The following is an 18,244-nucleotide window of genomic DNA, read 5'->3' on the forward strand; positions in this document are numbered from 1 at the left end:
GAGCCCTAAGACGACCAGCTCCCGGAGCAGTGTTTAGACAATAAACGCGGCTTCCCGAGCAACACTCCCACCTCAAAATAGGGCGATACGATACACGCCACCCGCAGCCGAAACAAGGGAGCCCCGGAATAATGCTCTAAAGCCAACCCTGGCACCAATTCACTTAACTTATTGTAACGCTGCTCTATACTCAAATTAGGGCTTGGGGAATATCCCCTTACTTTGACTCAGATTCAACGTTTTAGCTGATGCAAATGGCACACTACCCCGCCTTTCAATGTCCAACAGATGTGATGAGAGTATGACTGTTAAAAAGCTGGCAACCGCCTGGCAAAAAACCGCAAGCGCAAAGCTCGCTAACGAGACCTACATTTTGAACCTAGCATTGGAGGATGCGGCCAGAGTGGATGCACTGGCAGAGCTGTATCCCCGCCGCACCAAAGAGCAACTGTTAAGCGAGCTGGTGTCCGCGGCTTTGGCCGAGCTGGAAGAGAGCCTTCCCTACGTAGCAGGAAGCAAGGTGATTGCACTTGACGAATCGGGCGACCCCATCTACGAAGACGTGGGCCCCACACCAGAATTTCTCGCGCTGTCTCGCGAATACCTAGCCAAACACCAAGACGCCAAAACCATCTGTTAATGTTGAAATAAGCGTTCGGCGCTATCGCACGGGTTGACTATTATTTTTCGCCTGGCCCCATAGTGCGTCCATATCCGCTAACGTGGCGTTTTCCAGAGTTTGGCCGCGCGCCACTAATTCAGTCTCAATATAGTTGAAGCGCTGCTCGAATTTTAGGTTTGCACCACGCAGTACCTGCTCGGAATCCACCTTTAGGTGACGAGCGAGGTTGACGCAGGAAAATAACACATCGCCGAGTTCCTCAGCGGCTTCATTAGCCTGTACCTCTCGCGCATTTAGCACAGACTTAAGCTCGGCGATCTCCTCTTCGAGCTTGCTTACTACCTCTATGGAGGCTGCCCAGTCAAAGCCAACTTTAGCCGCCCTTTTTTGCAGCTTTTCAGCGCGCTTCAGGGCAGGCAGCGCTCGCGGTACGTCATCAAGCAACCGCTCTTTGCCTTTTTCACCACGCTCTTGTTGTTTGATATTCTCCCAGGACGCTTTGATATCACCCTCTGTGAGTAGCTGCCCCGCCTCTCGGCGACTTTGCAGGGTACCATCGGGAAATACGTGAGGGTGACGGCGAATCAGCTTAGCCGTTAATTCATGCACAACGTCCGAAAATTGCCAACGATTTTCCTCTTTTGCCAACTGACCATAGAAGACAACCTGAAAGAGTAAATCACCCAACTCCTCCTTCAAATGGTCGTAATCTTTTTGCTCAATGGCATCAACAACTTCGTAGGCTTCTTCAATGGTTGAAGGCGTAATAGACAGATAGTCTTGCTTGATATCCCAAGGACAACCGTCATCAGGGTTACGCAATCGCGCCATCAAGTAGAGTAAATCCTCTACAAGGTACTGCCGACGAGTACTGGTTTTCACAAGCGTTATACCTTTCGCCTAACAGACGACACGTTGGGTAGATGATTGACTTTTGCCAACACTCTACTCAATTCACTGAAGTCCAATATTTCAATTTGCAGGGTCATATCCACGGTATTCTTACTTTTATTGGACAGCGTCTGCATAGCACTTACGTTAATTTTCTCACGGTCGAGCAAGGTAGTAATATCACGCAGTAATCCATGGCGATCAAAAGCCTCAATGACAATAGACACCGAATAGGATTGCGTAGGCTCTTCCGCCCAGTCGACCGAAATAATACGTTCTGGCTCGATGGCCTGACGCTGCATAAAATTAATGCAGTCGAGTAGATGAATGGAAACACCTCGGCCCTGGGTAATGTAACCGGCGATGCGGTCTCCAGGTATGGGTTTACAGCATTGGGCAATGTGCGATAGCAGATTACCGACCCCATCAATAAACACATCGGCACCGCCGACTTCATTGGTGGCCCGACCAACAAGAGACGCAACCGGGTTCTCTTGTTTATCAATATTCAGCAATCGCTGAGCAAGATTAATAACCTTCTCAACACCAATATCAGCATTACCCACCGCCGCATATAGGTCGTCCAATGTTTTCAAATTGAGCTTGCCGGCGAGATCCTGATAGTCGAAATTCTCTACCGCAAGGCGCTTGAATTCGTGGTCCAGCAGGGTACGGCCATCAGCGACGTTTTGGTCGCGGTCCTGCTCCTTAAACCAGTGCTGTAATTTACTTCGCGCACGAGACGTGGTGATATAACCCAAGTTTGAGTTAAGCCAGTCCCGGCTAGGTGCTTCGCGTTTACCCGTGAGAATTTGTATCTGATCCGAGGTGCGCAGCGCATGGTTCAAAGGAACGATGCGGCCATTTACCTTCGCTCCTCGACAACGAATGCCAACATCTGAATGAATGCGAAAAGCGAAATCTACGGGTGTTGCATGCGCGGGCAAGTCAATCACATGGCCATCGGGAGTAAAAACGTATATGCGATCTTGCTCGATGGTTTTCGGTAGGTATTCGTCCAGCGGATTTCCGCCAATTTCCTCGTGCCATTCAAGTACCTGTCGTAGCCACTCGATCTTTTTTTCGTAGCTGCCCGTATCATCAGCGGTATCGGTATCTTTGTAGCGCCAGTGTGCACATACACCATATTCCGCTTCGTCGTGCATACCCTTGCTACGAATTTGAACTTCCAACACCTGATTGTCCGACCCCTTCACCGCCGTATGTAGGGAGCGATAGCCATTTTCCTTTGGGTTGGCGATGTAATCATCGAACTCTCCGGGAATATTGCGCCATAGCGCGTGAACCAAGCCTAAAACGGTGTAGCACTCACGCTCGTTGTTCACCAATATGCGTACAGCGCGAATATCATAAACTTCAGAAAAACCTATTTTTTTACGCCGCATCTTTCGCCAAATACTGTAGATATGCTTGGCGCGGCCAAAGATATCGGCCTTAATACCCTCTTTCCCGAGGGCATCGTGCAACAGCGCAATTACCTTATCGATATACGCTTGCCGGTCTAACCGACGCTCGTCCAATAATTTTGCGATGTATTTGTAGTCGAATGGTTGTAGATAGCGAAAAGCCAGGTCTTCCAGCTCCCACTTAATATGCCCAATACCCAGCCGATGAGCCAGTGGCGCAAATACCTCGGAAACTTCTCTGGCGACCTTTTGTCGCCGCTCAGCAGGCGCATTTTTGACAGCACGAATGGCACAGGTACGCTCCGCAAGTTTGATGAGCGCTACCCTGACATCATCAACCAACGCCACCAGCATTTTGCGTACATTTTCCGCCTGCTCTTCCGATTGCTGGCCAAATACTGATTCGTTAGAGTGATTGGACAGGCCGCTGATGGCAGCCATCTGCTGTACGCCCTCAATTAGCCTAGCAACCACCTCTCCGAACTGTTCGCGCACAGTTTCAATGGACAGTTTTTGCTCGCGCACGCTGCGGTACAAAATGGCCGCCATCAAGGTTTCTTCGTCAAGTTGCAAATCAGCCAGTATTTCGGCCATTTCCAACCCGGCATTGAGCGTAGAGTAGCCCTCCCCCCATCCGGCGTTATTAATGCCGTCACGGCTTACCACCTGCTGCGCAAGCATACAGGCTTGATGGAGGCATTCCTGAGTCGGCTCTGGGACATGCGCCAGCTCTTGGATACGCTTCGTCCAAGCGGTGATATCCACTGCGCCTTCGTGGTCGATTGGGTGGTCTTGCCTGACTTTAACCATTTAGAGTTTCAGCCCCTTGACTATGCAGACGGTGGGTTAAAGATACCTGAAGAGAGATAACGATCTCCCCGATCGCAAATTATGGCGACAATGACGGCATTTTCCACTTTTTGACTAATTTCTAATGCAGCCGCGACCGCACCACCGGAAGAAACCCCACAAAAAATACCCTCTTTTCGGGCTAAATCACGCATGGTGTCTTCGGCAAGCCGCTGAGACATATTAACCACTAGGTCGATATCCTCATCATTAAATATCGAAGGTAAATACGCTTTCGGCCAACGACGAATACCCGGAATAGCGGCTCCTTCTTCCGGCTGCAGGCCAACAATCTGAACGTTTGCGTTCTGCTCTTTAAGATAACGCGAGACCCCCATAATGGTGCCAGTGGTTCCCATAGAGCTGACAAAGTGGGTAACCATACCAGCCGTTTGAGACCAAATCTCCGGCCCGGTTCCGCCGTAATGAGCCAACGGGTTGTCGCTGTTACCAAATTGGTCGAGCACTATACCCCGGCCTTCACTCTCCATTTTCTGCGCAAGATCACGAGCACCCTCCATGCCTTTGTCCTTAGACACCAAGATTAATTCGGCACCATAGGCCGCCATTGAGGCCTTGCGTTCGTCAGTAGCATTTTCGGGCATGATCAAAATCATACTATAACCCTTCACGGCTGCAGCCATGGCCAAGGCTATACCCGTGTTACCGCTTGTCGCCTCGATTAACGTATCACCGGGCTGTATCCGTCCCCGGGACTCAGCATGGTTGATCATCGACAAAGCCGGACGATCTTTCACTGAACCCGCCGGGTTATTGCCCTCAAGTTTCACCAGAACCGTATTGCGCTCGGTTCCGGCCAATCGCTGAAGCCGCACCAGCGGCGTCTGACCAATGCAGGATTCAATGGTAGGAAATTCCTTCATCCTTGTTGTGTCTCACCCAGGTTTGTTGTTTGCTTTTGCACTTTATTCTACTGTAGCTATTCGTTTACCATTAGCGCCGAACGATCGCGCGCTAGCAAGGATTGGTACTCAGTCTGAAGCGACTTACTTTGCTTAACAAATGGCTTAGCTCGTAGGGAGCGCAATTCTAGCAGTTCTACTTCCTAAATATCGTCTTTTTGCCTATGCTATCCGGGAATTTGAAAGTGAAACCGATAACAATGCAGACACCTTACCCACAGGTTCGTTACCCGTAAATTCGCGTTACAGATTCGCGCACCCTTTTCCTCCAAGGCCATTAGATGTCTAGAAATCGAGCAATCAATACAAAACTGGTTCAGTTAATCCTAATACCCTGCTCCTTTGCACTACTCGGGCTTGCGATTCTCTTCTACTTGTTGCAGAGCCAGTTTTTACAGGAACGCAAAGAACAACACGACAACTTCCTCGATACGCTGCTAATTAACTTCGCCACACAGCAACATCATGCCACCTCGCTGGAAGCATTTAGCGATACAATCCTAAGTATGGAAGGCAGTTTGTCCTTCGCGCTATTGAACAATGAATTAGAACCCGTGTGGGAACGAGGCATTCCCCTAAAGCCTTACCAGATAGACTACCTAGAGCAGCATGTATCCAACGAAATCGGCCGCCAAAACCGCTGTATAGAGCGCAAATGTTATTTAATTATCCCCCCTCCCGAAGCGAGCCTTGATGCACTAACAGCCCCCATTGCCAATGCCAGTTTTTTCCTAGTGGTCACAGACAACCTCGGGCACTCCTTGGCTCGCTATCAGTTTTTGCTAGCGTTAGTTCTAGGCTTAGCCATTTGTATGGTGCTAGCCGGAATACTATTGAACCAATTTAAATGTAAAATCATTATGCCCCTAGAAAATATACACTCGGGTATTCGCGAATACATTAACGGTCGCTACGGGAAAAACATTGTCGTTGAGCAAGAAGATATTTACGGCGACTTGGTCGAAGACATTAACGAATTAGCCACGCTGCAAAAAACCTCACAGGAAGATTTGCAAAAAAATATTGACCAATCAACGTCCGAGCTTCGAGAAACCCTAGAAACAGTCGAAATTCAAAACATTGAACTTGATATCGCCCGTAAAACCGCGCTAGAAAGTAGCCGAGTTAAATCGGAGTTTCTAGCCAACACTAGCCACGAAATCCGCACCCCGCTAAATGGCATTATCGGCTTTTCCGAGTTACTGAAAAAAACCGTAATGAATTCACAGCAGGCAGAGTACCTAGAGACAATTGATGAGTCGGCCAAAGGGCTGCTAACCATCATTAACGACATTCTAGATTTTTCGCGCCTCGAAATAGGCAAGCTTACACTTGAATATAAACCCGTTCGATTACGGCAGGTAATTGAAGAGTCTCTGCGTTTACAAGCGCCCTCCGCACACGAAAAAAAATTGCGCTTACTCACCATTATCGATCACGACATTCCCGAGCACCTACTGGGCGACCCGCTGCGTTTAAAACAGGTCTTGACCAACTTGCTTTCCAATGCCATTAAATTTACCAATACCGGCCACATACTCATCAGCGTCGGCAAGGAAGACCGCGCAGACAACCAAATCTCTCTACAATTTCGTATCACCGATAGCGGCATCGGCTTGAATCAGGCCCAACAAGACAAATTATTCGACGCTTTTACGCAATTGGATTCGAGCGAAAGCCGTGCTCACGGCGGCACAGGATTAGGACTTGCCATTGCCAAAGGGCTTGTTGATCGCATGCACGGCCAAATCGGTGTAGACAGCGAACCCGGTAAAGGCGCGACCTTCTGGTTTTCCTCCACCTTGGGCCGCAACCCAAATGCCGCTAATACCTCAGGCTATTTAACCGGAACACTGCGCAACGTACGCGCCATGGTTTACGACTGTTCCTCCATGAGCCGTACGGAAATCACTCATTACATGCGCGGCTGGGGAGCCGAAATAAACGAGATATCTAGGTTCGAAGATATTGATGAAAAAACCGCCTATGCCTGCCGTTCGGGGCAAATACATTTAGCCATCGTCGACGCGCAGGTAAACGATAAAACCTTCGACAAGCTCAAGCTGCGTAAGATTATTGACGTGCTCAACTTAGACTACTCCATTCCGGTTATTGTTTTGGCATCACCCTCCATTCAGCGCCTTATAGAACCTGCCATTACCGGTACTCACTCGGTCATATTACAGCGCCCGATATTATGTAACCGCCTACATCAAACGGTATGCGAACAACTAGGCATTATCATTCCGGACACTGAGCAGGAAATGGCACCTTCACAGGGGGTAGTAACAGAGCCCAACAAACAAACACGCATTCTGGCCGTAGACGATAATCCGGCAAATCTGCGACTGGTCAGTGAACTACTAAAAGACATTGACGTTGATGTAACATCCGTCGATAACGGAGCCGACGCAGTAAAGCTCTGCGACTCCACCAGTTTTGACTTAATATTAATGGATATCCAAATGCCGGGGATGGACGGTATCGAAGCAACCAAGGAACTGCGTAAGCGTGAAAAACCAGACCACCGCACGCCAGTTGTTGCTCTCACTGCTCACGCCGCCAACGAGCAGAAATCAAAACTTCTTCTAGCCGGTATGGACGACTATCTCACCAAACCGGTGAGTGAAAATGAACTTCGGCACATTATTGACCGCTGGGTATCGCGCAACCCCTACAAGCGAACGGAACCCCCTATCATCAGAGCTTCAACACCGAGCCCGGACGCCGAGTTAATCGACAACGAACCAGATGAATCAGAAAAACTTATTAACATTCAGCATTCACTGGAGCTGGCCAAAAATAAGCCTGATCTCGCCCGAGATATGCTCAACATGCTCCTAGATTCACTACCGGTAACTCGTACCAACATTGAAACTTACCTTAGCGAAGGCAACCACAAGGAATTACAGGAAACCATCCATAAACTGCACGGTGGTTGCTGCTATTGCGGCGTTCCACGGCTAAAAAAGTACAGCGCAGAGCTGGATGCCAAAATGCAAAGCGCACTGGAAAAGGACGAAGTGACCCCCTTACTTGAAGAAAAAGTTGCGCATTTACTTAGCGTTATTAATCAGCAGCTGGAATGGCAGGCCTCTGTCGAGGTCGAAGCACTTTTTTCTGATGAAGACTGATGATCATCAGACTTCTCCTGAAAAGTATGTTGCTACCGCCACTTTGCCAAATTATATTGGCAGGCGCCGGGCTCTGGCTGTTACGGCGGCATCCAGCCACGGGAAAAGCGTTGATCGCTACTAGCCTTACCAGCTTATTTGCTCTTGCGACGCCTCTCGCCAGCAACGCTCTGCACGCGCGCTTAGAAAACACACCGGCCCTCTCACCCGAAACACTGCCTAGTATTGACGCCCAGGCCATTGTCGTATTGACCGGCGCCCAAAATAACGATACTCCGGAATTTGGTCACCCAATTTCCTCCGGTGAAGCTTTAATGCGACTGAGATACGCTGCTTTCCTGCAGCGCCGTACGCAATTACCTTTATTAGTGACAGGTGGCTTCACAGCAGGCGAAACCACCACAAGTCTCGCCCACACAGCAGCATTCGATTTACAGGACGGATTTCAAGTAACACCCGAATGGCTGGAAAGTAGCAGCAGAACAACCGACGAAAACGCTAAATTCAGTTACGACATGTTAGCGGCAATAAATATCGATAAAATTTTACTCGTATCAAGCGCATATCACATGCCGAGAGCACAACTATTATTCGAAGCAGCCGGGTTTGAGGTTGTGCCAGCACCGACCTATTTTGTCTCTCAACAACCGTTTCGGTTTCACCAGCTCATTCCAAGTGCACGCGCACTCAGTGACAGCACCCAAGCCTTACACGAATGGTTAGGATTACTCTATTACAGAGTGAAAACTACCTAAACAACTCGCGACTCTGTAATGGTTTACCTCCCAAGAGATTGGCAAGCGCGATTCTAGCTAACCTTTTGGCGGCCGCACGCGTTGGCGGCGAGGACCAACTTTGATTACCGATGAGCACAATCTCGCTCGCGGTAAAAATGTCACTCTGAGCAGCAGGCGTTGTGGCCTCGACCACAACGGGCCTAAAGCCATGGTCATAGCGGTAATGAATTTTAGATCCGTCAACAATGGGCTTACCTACTACATCTTCTGTAAAGTTCACCGCGTAACCCAATTCTTCTATCAAATGAAATTCAAACTGCCTTAACGCAATATCTTCCTCACCAGATTCCGCTAGTGCCAAGCGACTCAAACAAAGTCCGTAAGCGTCAAACAAATTGATATTCGCGTCATCCGTCGCAAGCAAACGCTGCAACAATTCATTGACGTAAAGCCCGCAAAACAGCTTTACGCCTTTCGCTAACAGTTGCGGGCTCACTTGTTCGTAGTGGGTAAGGTTTTTAAGTCCAGATTTACCCGAAAAATTGATCACAAAAGGGGTAAAAGCCTGTGGACGAACAACGCCGGGAGACTTTCGCTTAGGCATACGCAGCGCCGCTGTAAAACGGCCGTGTTCGCGTGTAAAGAGTTCAATAAGAATTCGACTATCGGTGTAGTCGCGGTGGTGCAGAATATAGGCAGGGTGGTGCTCTACCTTAATCATCAAAACCAAGGCTACGTAGGGCGCGCTCATCGTCTGACCAGCCACGCCTCACTTTTACCCAGAGGTTAAGCATTACTTTTGAATCGAAGAGCTTTTCCATATCAAGCCTTGCCTGCTGACCAATTTGCTTGATACGGTCGCCTTTATCGCCAATCAACATTCTTTTCTGACCCGATCTCTCCACCAAAATCGCGGCGCTAATGGTAATAAGATTACCCTCTTCCACGAACTCTTCAATTTCGACCGCAGACTGATATGGCACCTCATCCCCTAGCTGGCGGGTAATCTTCTCACGGACTATCTCAGACGCCAGAAAGCGTGAGTTTTTATCGGTAATCTGGTCTTCAGGAAAATAGTGTTCGCCCTCTGGCAGGCGCTCGACAACCAGCCGTTCCAACTGATCTAGATTTTGCATTTTCAATGCAGAAATTGGCACCAACTCGGCCTTAGGCATGCGCTCGGCTAACTTTTGTAGGTGAGGCAATAGGTCGGATTTATTTTCTATTTGATCAACCTTATTGATAGCAACAATTATGGGGCAGTCAACATTATTTACCTGCTGCTCTACCCAGTCGTCCTCTTCCGTCCACTGTTTTTTATCCACCACAAAAATCACAACATCCACATCCTTCAATGCGGAGGAAGCGGTTTTATTCATAAATTTGTTGATGGCTTTTTCTTGGCCTTTGTGAATACCAGGAGTATCCACAAACAACATCTGTACGTGCCCAACAGTTTTAATGCCAAGCACGTTATTGCGTGTAGTTTGCGGCTTGCGGGAAGTAATGCTGATTTTTTGTTCCAGCAGATGATTTAACAGTGTCGATTTACCTACATTAGGTCGGCCGACAATGGCTATATAGCCGGATACAGATTTACTGGGCATCATAAACTCTTGAACGTATTAAATGGCATTGGACGGTACCTCTCTTCATTGATTTTAGCCTCTGGCTTTGCCCGTGATTCTTGCATACGGAAAAACTTACGGGCATGTAGTGGCTAGAGGAAAGCATTAACGCCGTGCTGAGCCCAAGAGCAACTGATAGTATTGCTCTTAGCTTAAACCTAAAATCTGCAACATTTTTTGTGCCGCTAGCTTTTCAGCTTGGCGCTTACTGCTAGCAATGGCTTTGGTAGAATCTAAACCACGACCAACCTCACAACATATCTCAAACTCTGGAGAATGAGAGTCCCCAAGACAACGTAATACTCGGTACTGCGGCAGCGGTTTTTTTCGTTCTTGGAGATATTCCTGCAAGCGCGTTTTTGCGTCTTTTTCGGTTTGCTCTGGCGAAACCTGTTCAAGTCGGGTCGCATACCACGACAACACAATATCCCGACAGACCTCCATGCCAGACTCAAGATAAATGGCCCCAAGAAGAGCTTCTACGGTATCGGCAAGAATCGAAGCCCGTCGAAACCCGCCGCTTTTCATTTCACCCTCGCCGAGAAAAAGGAACTCCCCTAACTTAAAATCGCGTGCAATTTCAGCAAGTGTTTCGCCCTTTACTAAAGTTGCCCTGAGACGGGTGAGGTCACCTTCTCGAGCATGGGGAAAACGATTAAATAGGCTTTCAGCAATGAAAAAATTCAGCAGTGAATCACCTAAAAATTCCATGCGCTCGTTATTTTCTTTCCCAACACTACGATGGGACAACGCTCTGACCAACAAAGATTGATCGTTAAACTCGTAGCCCAATGCCGCGCTGAGCTGCGCTTTATTCAGGTTCGATAAGATACTCACAACAGAGCTCCGGATTGGATGTATCCAGCTGACTTTTAAATGTCAGTAAAACATCTATATTGAGGAACATATGTATACGCTTCTCATATTCATTGTTGACCAATACTCGATCCTTTTTTCGAATCACTTTGAAACTTTCGGCTTCTGGACCCCGGACATTATTAACCATCATGAAATTATCTAGCTTTCGATAGATGTCACGTTTGTCCATACTGCCAAGGTTTTCCTCCTGCTCCGCGAGAGATTTCAAGGCAGCGTCAATCGAGATATTATCAAGATAATGTGGCCCCAAGCGAAAAAAACAGAGCAAGAAAAACCCTGCAACCATGAGGATAACCAACCACGTAATCGAGCCTAGTCCAGCTTGTGATTTAATCGATTTCATATCTTCACTCCACTCAACAATTGGTGAAACTACTTAATGGACCCAGCCCGTGAAAAACTTGGCAGTGTTCCTCCCCAGTGCATCCATACAGCGAATGCTTTGCCCACTATACGCTCTTCGGGAACAGGGCCCCAGACACGGCTATCTGAGCTGTTATCGCGATTATCGCCCATCATGAAATATTCACCGTCACTCAGTACCCACGTACCTTCCGGTCCCGCACGGCCGGCGACACTGCATTTTCGCATCACATGCGATTCGTCGCCCAAGCGCTCCTCTGCCAACTGATAGTGGCCGCCAAAGGCTACACAGCGATTCCTTTCTGTAACGGGTTCACGCTTACTGTTGCTTTGCTCAACCTGTTTACCATTAACATATAGCACTTTATCTTCGTAGCGAATCTTATCGCCAGGTAGACCAATTACGCGCTTAATAAAATAACGGTCCTCATGGGGTGGGAAAAACACCATAACATCACCGCGTTTAGGATCCCCTATGGGAATAATTTTATTGCGAAACACCGGTAGACGAACACCGTAGGCAAATTTGTTAACGGCTATAAAATCGCCCACTTCCAGAGTCGGCACCATGGATTCCGACGGGATCTGAAAAGGCTCAATAATGAAAGACCGCAGGAAAAATACCAGGAACAAAACAGGAAAGAAAGATTTGGAGTACTCAACAAAAGCAGGCTCGGCAGCAACCGCTTCGTAGGCTTTCATGTACTGTTCGTTATTAGGTTTTTCGGCATCAGCCAAATCGGGAAACTGTGTGTTTACACCTGTTATCGCCTGCAACCTCGGTTTACGCAAAAATATAAAATCGTAAACCCAAACTGCGCCAGTACCCCCAACCAGAAGTAGCAGTATCAGCGGTAAATTGATATCCATAGTAGTCCTGTTTAGTTATCCATTTTCAAAACGGCAAGGAAGGCTTCCTGAGGGATCTCCACCCGCCCCACTTGCTTCATGCGTTTCTTGCCGGCTTTTTGTTTTTCTAGTAGTTTTTTCTTGCGGGAAATATCACCACCATAACATTTGGCTGTCACATTTTTCCTCAGCGCCTTCACCGTTGTACGAGCAACGATTTGCCCCCCAATAGCCGCCTGTATGGCCACATCAAACATTTGCCGGGGAATGAGCTCTTTCATTTTATCGGCTAGCGCACGCCCTTTGTACGGAGCATTGTCTTTATGCACAATTATAGCGAGAGCATCGACCTTTTCCGAATTGATCAACACATCCAAACGTACGAGCTTGGCCTCTTGAAAACGTACAAAATTGTAATCGAGAGAGGCGAAACCCCGGCTAACAGATTTCAACCGGTCGAAAAAGTCCATAACCACTTCGTTCATCGGCAAATCGTAGGTTAAGGCAACCTGTCCACCCACATACTGAAGGTTTTTCTGTACGCCACGCTTATCTACACACAAAGTGATAACTGACCCAAGGTACTCGGAAGGCACAAGAATATTGGCCTCACAAATGGGCTCGCGCATTTCTTCAATAAAGCCTATATCCGGCAATTTAGAAGGATTATCAACATGGACGGTTGTACCGTCGGAAGTAATCACTTCATAGATTACCGTCGGCGCTGTGGTAATGAGATCAAGATCATATTCTCGCTCAAGTCGCTCCTGAATAATCTCCATATGGAGCATGCCGAGAAAGCCGCAGCGAAACCCAAAACCAAGCGCATCTGAACTTTCTGGTTCGTAAAATAGCGAAGCATCATTCAGTGTTAACTTTGCCAATGCATCACGAAATGCTTCATAGTCATCCGAACTGACGGGGAACAAACCCGCATAAACCTGAGGTTTAACTTTTTTAAAGCCCGGCAGAGAATCCACATCTGAAGTGTGGGAATGGGTGAGGGTATCGCCCACCGGTGCACCGTGGATATCTTTAATACCCGCGACAATAAACCCAACCTCGCCCGCGTGCAGTACCCCTGTGTCTTTACGTTTTGGGGTAAAGACACCGACAACATCCACCACGTGGGCTTTACGGATGGACTTGGCCACAATCTTTTCTTTAGCTTTTAAAGTACCCTGGTTTACCCGCACCAATGACACAACACCAAGGTAGTTATCGAACCAGGAATCTATAATCAGCGCCTGCAGTGGCGCATCTTTATCACCTACAGGTGCAGGAATGCCCTGCACTAGGACTTCCAGCACCTCTTCTATACCTAACCCCGATTTGGCGCTACAACGAACGGCCTCGGTGGCATCTATACCAATAATATCTTCAATTTCTTGGGCCACCCGATCGGGTTCAACTTGGGGTAAATCCATTTTATTCAGCACTGGAATCACCTCCAGCCCTTGCTCGATCGCGGTGTAACAATTGGCTACCGACTGCGCCTCCACGCCTTGAGCGGCATCGACAACCAGAAGCGCGCCCTCACATGCCGCCAAAGACCGGGAAACCTCATAGGAGAAATCGACATGCCCAGGCGTATCAATGAAGTTGAGCTGATAGGTTTCACCATCTTTCGATTTGTAATCAAGGGTCACACTTTGAGCTTTGATGGTGATACCTCGCTCACGCTCGATATCCATGGAATCCAACACCTGCGCTTCCATCTCACGAGCGGCTAAACCGCCGCAGTGCTGGATGAACCGGTCCGCTAGAGTGGACTTCCCGTGGTCAATGTGGGCGATGATGGAGAAATTTCGAATACGACTTAGATCTGTCACTAGTGCTGGCTACTCAATAATATTGCGTTGAAACCCATTCCCAAGCCTTACATGAGTCCATCCATCTGCATGGATTAAGGCCGGAAAAATTTGGCGCAAGTCTACAGTATTTAAGGGGGAGAGGCCATGAAGCCGCCCGCGGCTTGGAACCGGCGGGCGAAGGGCATGATAAACAGCTTACTGTAAGCGAATGGTGCGGAAGGTTGGCCTACCATCGCGGAAAAAACGAATAGGCAGCAGACTATCGGAGGGTAACTTTGCAGTAATCCGAGTGTAATCCTCGAATGTGTTTATCTGCTCAAAACCCAGCTGCGCAATAACATCCCCAGGCGCAACACCAGCATCAGCAGCAGCGCCCTGTGGATCAACACGGGTTACTCGTACCCCACCAGGTAAGCGCCACTTGTCTTTTAGTGCTGCGTCCACAGTTTCGACCGCTAAACCTAAGCGATCTAGACCAGAATCCTGCGATGAACTCAGTGCCGGCGGCGCGTCAGCGCCACCGGGCAACCGGCCAACAACAACCCGTAATGTTTTTTTCTTACCCTCACGCATAACCACTACCGGTACTTTAGTATCTGGCGGTGTTGAGCCCACGACATGAGGAAGATCACCGGAGGTTACGATGGTGCTCTTGCCAAACTTAAGGATAATATCACCCACCCGAATCCCCGATTTATCGGCAGGCCCGCCCCGCTCCATTTGCGCAACCAGTGCACCCTGCGGCTTTTTCAGGCCAAATGAATCGGCAAGGTTTTTATCGACTTCCTGAATAACAACCCCTAACCAGCCTCGATCAACCCGACCTTTCTCCTTAAGCTGCGATACCACGTTAATAGCCACCGCAGACGGAATAGCAAAAGAGAGCCCAATTGAACCGCCGGAACGGGTGTATATTTGGGAGTTTACACCGACCACTTTGCCTTCTAGATTAAACAGCGGCCCGCCTGAATTACCCGGGTTAATCGCCACATCGGTCTGGATAAAGGGCACATAGTTTTCATTTTTTTCCGTGGGAATACTGCGCCCAATCGCACTGACAATACCGGCACTGGCAGAAAAGTCGAGCCCAAACGGTGACCCAATTGCCACCACCCACTCGCCAACTTTCAGCGCTTCGCTCGACTCCAACTCTAGAAACGGCAGGTCGTCTTCATCGACTTTTAACAACGCGAGATCAGATCGCGGGTCAGAGCCGATGATCATTGCTTTAAATTCTCGCCGATCGACCAAACGTACCACTATCTCATCAGCATCTTCTATGACGTGGTTATTGGTCAGTAGGTAGCCGTCCGCAGAAATGAAAAAACCCGACCCCATGGAGTGCATATTGCGCTCGGGCATTTCTCTGGGCTCGAATAAATGACGAAAAATATCGGGAATTTGGTGACTAGGGGGCAGGTTTAAGCCCCCCTGTTTCACTTTGGTAACCGTATTAATTTTGACTACAGCAGGAGAGGACTTTTCAATTAGCGGTGTAAAGTCTGGAAGGTTATAACCGGCTGCGGAGGCAACTGCAGGCAATACAAGAACCAGCAGAATCATAAACCTTACAATCATTCGTATTTCTCCGATATTTCGCTTGTATATGAAAGACTATCTTCTTTAATTCAGAACATCTGATTAACAACAGGTTCCCGATTTGTAGAATTCACTTCCAGCAGGGTTGCATGCAGGCATTCTCTAGACACTAATATTCGGGCGCTTGTACGGACAATCAATCCCCCCGCAAATAAACCCAAACATGTCGCCGCTAAAAGCCAGCCCTCGTGCGCAGTGAACCGCGAGCACAGCACCAGCCCCAACAGCATCGAGAGCATCGGTAAACCATAGCTGAAAAAAGCACCTTTTACGAAGGCGGCCTCTTCAACACCAATCGTTACTTCATCACCCACAACCAGATCGGACGACGAAAGAGAGGATGAAAATAATGCCTTAACACGAGTGAATTGACTGCCCGCTGAGGCTAGTAATTTCTGACCACAGCCATGCCGAGCCCTGCATTGAGAGCACGCTGACTGCTGCAGGGTTTCAACCCATACACCATCTTCATCTAGCGCAATAACTCTGCCAATTTCAGTCAACATGAAAGAACTTACTCCGGGAAGGACATACAGATACGACCTATTGTAATGCTAAAACCTAGGGCGCTTCACAATTACTGTGGAATCGGTAAATCTGCGGTAGCCTTGCTGGCCTCCGGATTAACGATTGAGCGAAGTATTCGCAGCGCCGAGGCTTCGGGCAGCTCGCCCACCAAAGTCACATGCAAGAATGTGTCGTCAAAACGAAATAAATCCATCATCAGCAGGGTCGCGCCACGCTGAGCCACACCTCTGGGAATACGTTGTGCCGCATTATTCTCGGGCACTAAACTTGGGTTTGCAAACACAGAAAACGCCGACAATCCATCGGTGTACGTATGCACCAAGCCGTCAAGCTCAGTCCATTGCGAGCTGGCTAGGGTGAATCCCGAAGGCACCCAAGTAGGAAGCCACTCTGTGAGTGGGTTTTCGCCCTCGGTAGGCGTTTTACTGGTCATTATTGCTGCCCGCTCACCACACACAGGGGAATCCCTTGGCGTTGCCACAAAAGCATCAAGCTCTTCGTCGCTCCACTGCGGGTTATATTCAAAAGCGACGAACTGCATACGCTCCAGCACTGATTTAGCCGACATAATCAATACTTTCAGCAACACACCGGATTCAATATCGACCCCCAAGCTCATGCCATACCGCTGATTATCCTTCGGCAAAAGCTGCACAACGGCCACTGTGCGACCAGCAACGCGGTCATAACCTTTAAAATACAGGTGGTAATATTCGTTAAAGCCCACCGCTCGGCCATTACTGGTTGCCAGCGTTGCTCCGCGAATCATACGCCCCCCCAGTGACTCACAAGCGGCCGCGCGGCCGTCTAGAGCAAGCGATTGTTCCGGGCCATTAAGCTGCACATAGCGCTCGTGCTCAACGCCGTCGATGACGGCATGGGTAACATCCAATGTTTCTAAACTGCCACCATGCTCATAGGTAAACACACCACGATAGTTATGCTTGCGCATGGCATTGGTTAGCTGGGCAAGTATTTTCTCGGCAGAGGGCTCGGTTTCCACTGCGTGGACAAAAAGTGGCGCAGTAAAAAGGGCAAGTAGTATACCCGCCCGAAAACTGTTCTTTAGATAATCAAAAAGCACGTAGCGCTCAACCTTTTTGATATGTTGGAAAGGAGCGAAAGAATTTTTCACGCTTTAAATGAGGTTTATTCAGCCTCGCTCGGCGTTAGCGTTTTTTCAGGGGTGTCATTAACTGCACCACTTTGCATGCTATCAACCTGCGCATTCAAATCGGTAAGACGGGCAAAGGATATCACCCCAAGATCACTATTTTCCGACACCTGCTGTGCATGAATCATCATCAAACGACTGAAATGTGCCTGTAATTCAGGGTCTGCAACCATGGGCAGGGTTCCATTCTCGCTAGCCGGTATGCTGCGTGTAAGACCCTGCGAGGGTAAATTTTGACGGGGGGCATTCTGCACGGTGCTGACCGTGCGAGCCGATAGCTGAGGGGCATCAAAACCAGCCGGTACTACTGCCGAATTAAGATCCGGAGCAACGAAAGGCTCGACATCGGCAAGATTCGCATGGGGCTGTTCATCCACGCGCTCTGAGTACTGCTGAACCCCCACCAATAACCCAAGCGCAACAGCCGCGGCAATGCTGCTCTTTGCCATGGCGTCTAACCATTTTCGGGCTTTACCACCAGTAGAGGTAGAGGAGTGCGAAGGCTCTACTGCAATTTCCGCACGAAGATGTTCTGATAAATCGACAGGCATAGCCGCAGACGGCTCATTTCTGAGAATGGCACTGGCCACATGATAACGCTGCCACTTTGCTCTAACGTGGTCGCTGTCTTCTGCCTCCCGCAGAACGCGCCGCACATCAAGGTCATTGCCTTGGTTGTCCAACAGGGCAGAAATGGATTCGCTAACAGCTGCACTGATATCAAGTACTTTTTCGTCATTGATACCCGATGGCTTTTCGTGATCTGAACGAGAACTCATAAAATAACGCCTGGAGTTAAAATCGCAGCTTTTGAAGCTGTCATTGTA

Annotated in this window: 16 protein-coding genes; 3 read left to right on the forward strand and 13 right to left on the reverse strand. The window is 48.8% G+C overall.

Annotation, left to right across the window (positions count from 1 at the left end; genetic code table 11):
• Positions 1-301: 301 nt before the first annotated feature.
• Entirely contained in the window at positions 302-640 is a 339-nt protein-coding gene (locus H5336_RS03370; protein ID WP_185231412.1) for a type 1 pili tip component, read from the forward strand.
• 21 nt (positions 641-661) lie between these two features.
• Here the strand turns inward: H5336_RS03370 and mazG are convergent, their stop codons facing one another.
• From mazG to cysM, 3 genes are read right to left on the reverse strand one after another with little or no spacing between them, the layout of a single operon-like run.
• A complete protein-coding gene (gene mazG / locus H5336_RS03375; protein ID WP_313556044.1) occupies positions 662-1,504 on the reverse strand; it encodes a nucleoside triphosphate pyrophosphohydrolase in 843 nt (280 codons plus the stop codon).
• 5 nt (positions 1,505-1,509) lie between these two features.
• Positions 1,510-3,750: a GTP diphosphokinase gene (gene relA / locus H5336_RS03380; protein WP_185231414.1), complete on the reverse strand. Its 2,241-nt coding sequence runs from the start codon at positions 3,748-3,750 to the stop codon at positions 1,510-1,512.
• 20 nt (positions 3,751-3,770) lie between these two features.
• Complete coding sequence (gene cysM, locus H5336_RS03385; protein WP_185231416.1) at positions 3,771-4,673, reverse strand: cysteine synthase CysM; 903 nt, start codon at positions 4,671-4,673, stop codon at positions 3,771-3,773.
• A 320-nt stretch (positions 4,674-4,993) separates the two neighbouring features.
• Here cysM and H5336_RS03390 point away from each other — a divergent pair, with 320 nt between their 5' ends.
• Together H5336_RS03390 and H5336_RS03395 are read left to right on the forward strand one after the other, a co-directional pair.
• On the forward strand, positions 4,994-7,846 hold the full coding sequence (locus H5336_RS03390; protein WP_185231419.1) for a response regulator: 2,853 nt from the start codon (positions 4,994-4,996) through the stop codon (positions 7,844-7,846).
• A gap of 110 nt (positions 7,847-7,956) precedes the next feature.
• Positions 7,957-8,601: a YdcF family protein gene (locus tag H5336_RS03395; protein ID WP_185231421.1), complete on the forward strand. Its 645-nt coding sequence runs from the start codon at positions 7,957-7,959 to the stop codon at positions 8,599-8,601.
• Here H5336_RS03395 and recO read toward each other — a convergent pair.
• The 10 genes from recO to H5336_RS03445 all read right to left on the reverse strand — a co-directional run bounded on the left by recO (position 8,594) and on the right by H5336_RS03445 (position 18,196).
• The gene (gene recO / locus H5336_RS03400) at positions 8,594-9,334 is read right to left on the reverse strand and encodes a DNA repair protein RecO (RefSeq protein WP_185231423.1); all 741 of its coding nucleotides are present in this window, start codon (positions 9,332-9,334) and stop codon (positions 8,594-8,596) included. The genes H5336_RS03395 and recO overlap by 8 nt on opposite strands.
• A complete protein-coding gene (gene era, locus H5336_RS03405; RefSeq protein ID WP_376766513.1) occupies positions 9,297-10,190 on the reverse strand; it encodes a GTPase Era in 894 nt (297 codons plus the stop codon). Before era ends, recO begins: the two co-directional genes overlap by 38 nt.
• 168 nt (positions 10,191-10,358) lie before the next feature.
• On the reverse strand, positions 10,359-11,048 hold the full coding sequence (rnc, locus tag H5336_RS03410) for a ribonuclease III (protein ID WP_313556051.1): 690 nt from the start codon (positions 11,046-11,048) through the stop codon (positions 10,359-10,361).
• Positions 11,023-11,433, reverse strand: coding sequence for a DUF4845 domain-containing protein (locus H5336_RS03415; RefSeq protein WP_185231427.1), 411 nt, complete (start codon positions 11,431-11,433; stop codon positions 11,023-11,025). Before H5336_RS03415 ends, rnc begins: the two co-directional genes overlap by 26 nt.
• A gap of 29 nt (positions 11,434-11,462) precedes the next feature.
• Positions 11,463-12,323: a signal peptidase I gene (gene lepB / locus H5336_RS03420; protein ID WP_185231429.1), complete on the reverse strand. Its 861-nt coding sequence runs from the start codon at positions 12,321-12,323 to the stop codon at positions 11,463-11,465.
• 11 nt (positions 12,324-12,334) lie between these two features.
• Complete coding sequence (lepA, locus tag H5336_RS03425) at positions 12,335-14,134, reverse strand: translation elongation factor 4 (RefSeq protein ID WP_185231431.1); 1,800 nt, start codon at positions 14,132-14,134, stop codon at positions 12,335-12,337.
• A gap of 177 nt (positions 14,135-14,311) precedes the next feature.
• Positions 14,312-15,694: a Do family serine endopeptidase gene (locus H5336_RS03430; protein ID WP_185231433.1), complete on the reverse strand. Its 1,383-nt coding sequence runs from the start codon at positions 15,692-15,694 to the stop codon at positions 14,312-14,314.
• A gap of 50 nt (positions 15,695-15,744) precedes the next feature.
• Entirely contained in the window at positions 15,745-16,221 is a 477-nt protein-coding gene (locus H5336_RS03435) for a SoxR reducing system RseC family protein (RefSeq protein WP_185231435.1), read from the reverse strand.
• A gap of 71 nt (positions 16,222-16,292) precedes the next feature.
• On the reverse strand, positions 16,293-17,327 hold the full coding sequence (locus tag H5336_RS23585) for a MucB/RseB family sigma factor regulatory protein (protein ID WP_185231437.1): 1,035 nt from the start codon (positions 17,325-17,327) through the stop codon (positions 16,293-16,295).
• Positions 17,328-17,392: 65 nt separating this feature from the next.
• A complete protein-coding gene (locus tag H5336_RS03445) occupies positions 17,393-18,196 on the reverse strand; it encodes a sigma-E factor negative regulatory protein (RefSeq protein WP_185231439.1) in 804 nt (267 codons plus the stop codon).
• Between the last annotated feature and the right edge of the window lie 48 nt (positions 18,197-18,244).

The organism is Teredinibacter franksiae (assembly GCF_014218805.1).
GTDB classification, from domain to species: domain Bacteria; phylum Pseudomonadota; class Gammaproteobacteria; order Pseudomonadales; family Cellvibrionaceae; genus Teredinibacter; species Teredinibacter franksiae.

Bases quoted from the DNA above. Each gene is read 5' to 3' on its own strand.
- H5336_RS03415 (WP_185231427.1), bottom strand. From the start codon at position 11,433: ATGAAATCGATTAAATCACAAGCTGGACTAGGCTCGATTACGTGGTTG.
- H5336_RS03445 (WP_185231439.1), bottom strand. From the start codon at position 18,196: ATGAGTTCTCGTTCAGATCACGAAAAGCCATCGGGTATCAATGACGAA.
- H5336_RS03435 (WP_185231435.1), bottom strand. From the start codon at position 16,221: ATGTTGACTGAAATTGGCAGAGTTATTGCGCTAGATGAAGATGGTGTA.
- H5336_RS03430 (WP_185231433.1), bottom strand. From the start codon at position 15,694: ATGATTGTAAGGTTTATGATTCTGCTGGTTCTTGTATTGCCTGCAGTT.
- recO (WP_185231423.1), bottom strand. From the start codon at position 9,334: ATGAGCGCGCCCTACGTAGCCTTGGTTTTGATGATTAAGGTAGAGCAC.
- lepB (WP_185231429.1), bottom strand. From the start codon at position 12,323: ATGGATATCAATTTACCGCTGATACTGCTACTTCTGGTTGGGGGTACT.
- era (WP_376766513.1), bottom strand. From the start codon at position 10,190: ATGCCCAGTAAATCTGTATCCGGCTATATAGCCATTGTCGGCCGACCT.
- relA (WP_185231414.1), bottom strand. From the start codon at position 3,750: ATGGTTAAAGTCAGGCAAGACCACCCAATCGACCACGAAGGCGCAGTG.
- cysM (WP_185231416.1), bottom strand. From the start codon at position 4,673: ATGAAGGAATTTCCTACCATTGAATCCTGCATTGGTCAGACGCCGCTG.
- H5336_RS03370 (WP_185231412.1), top strand. From the start codon at position 302: ATGACTGTTAAAAAGCTGGCAACCGCCTGGCAAAAAACCGCAAGCGCA.
- H5336_RS03390 (WP_185231419.1), top strand. From the start codon at position 4,994: ATGTCTAGAAATCGAGCAATCAATACAAAACTGGTTCAGTTAATCCTA.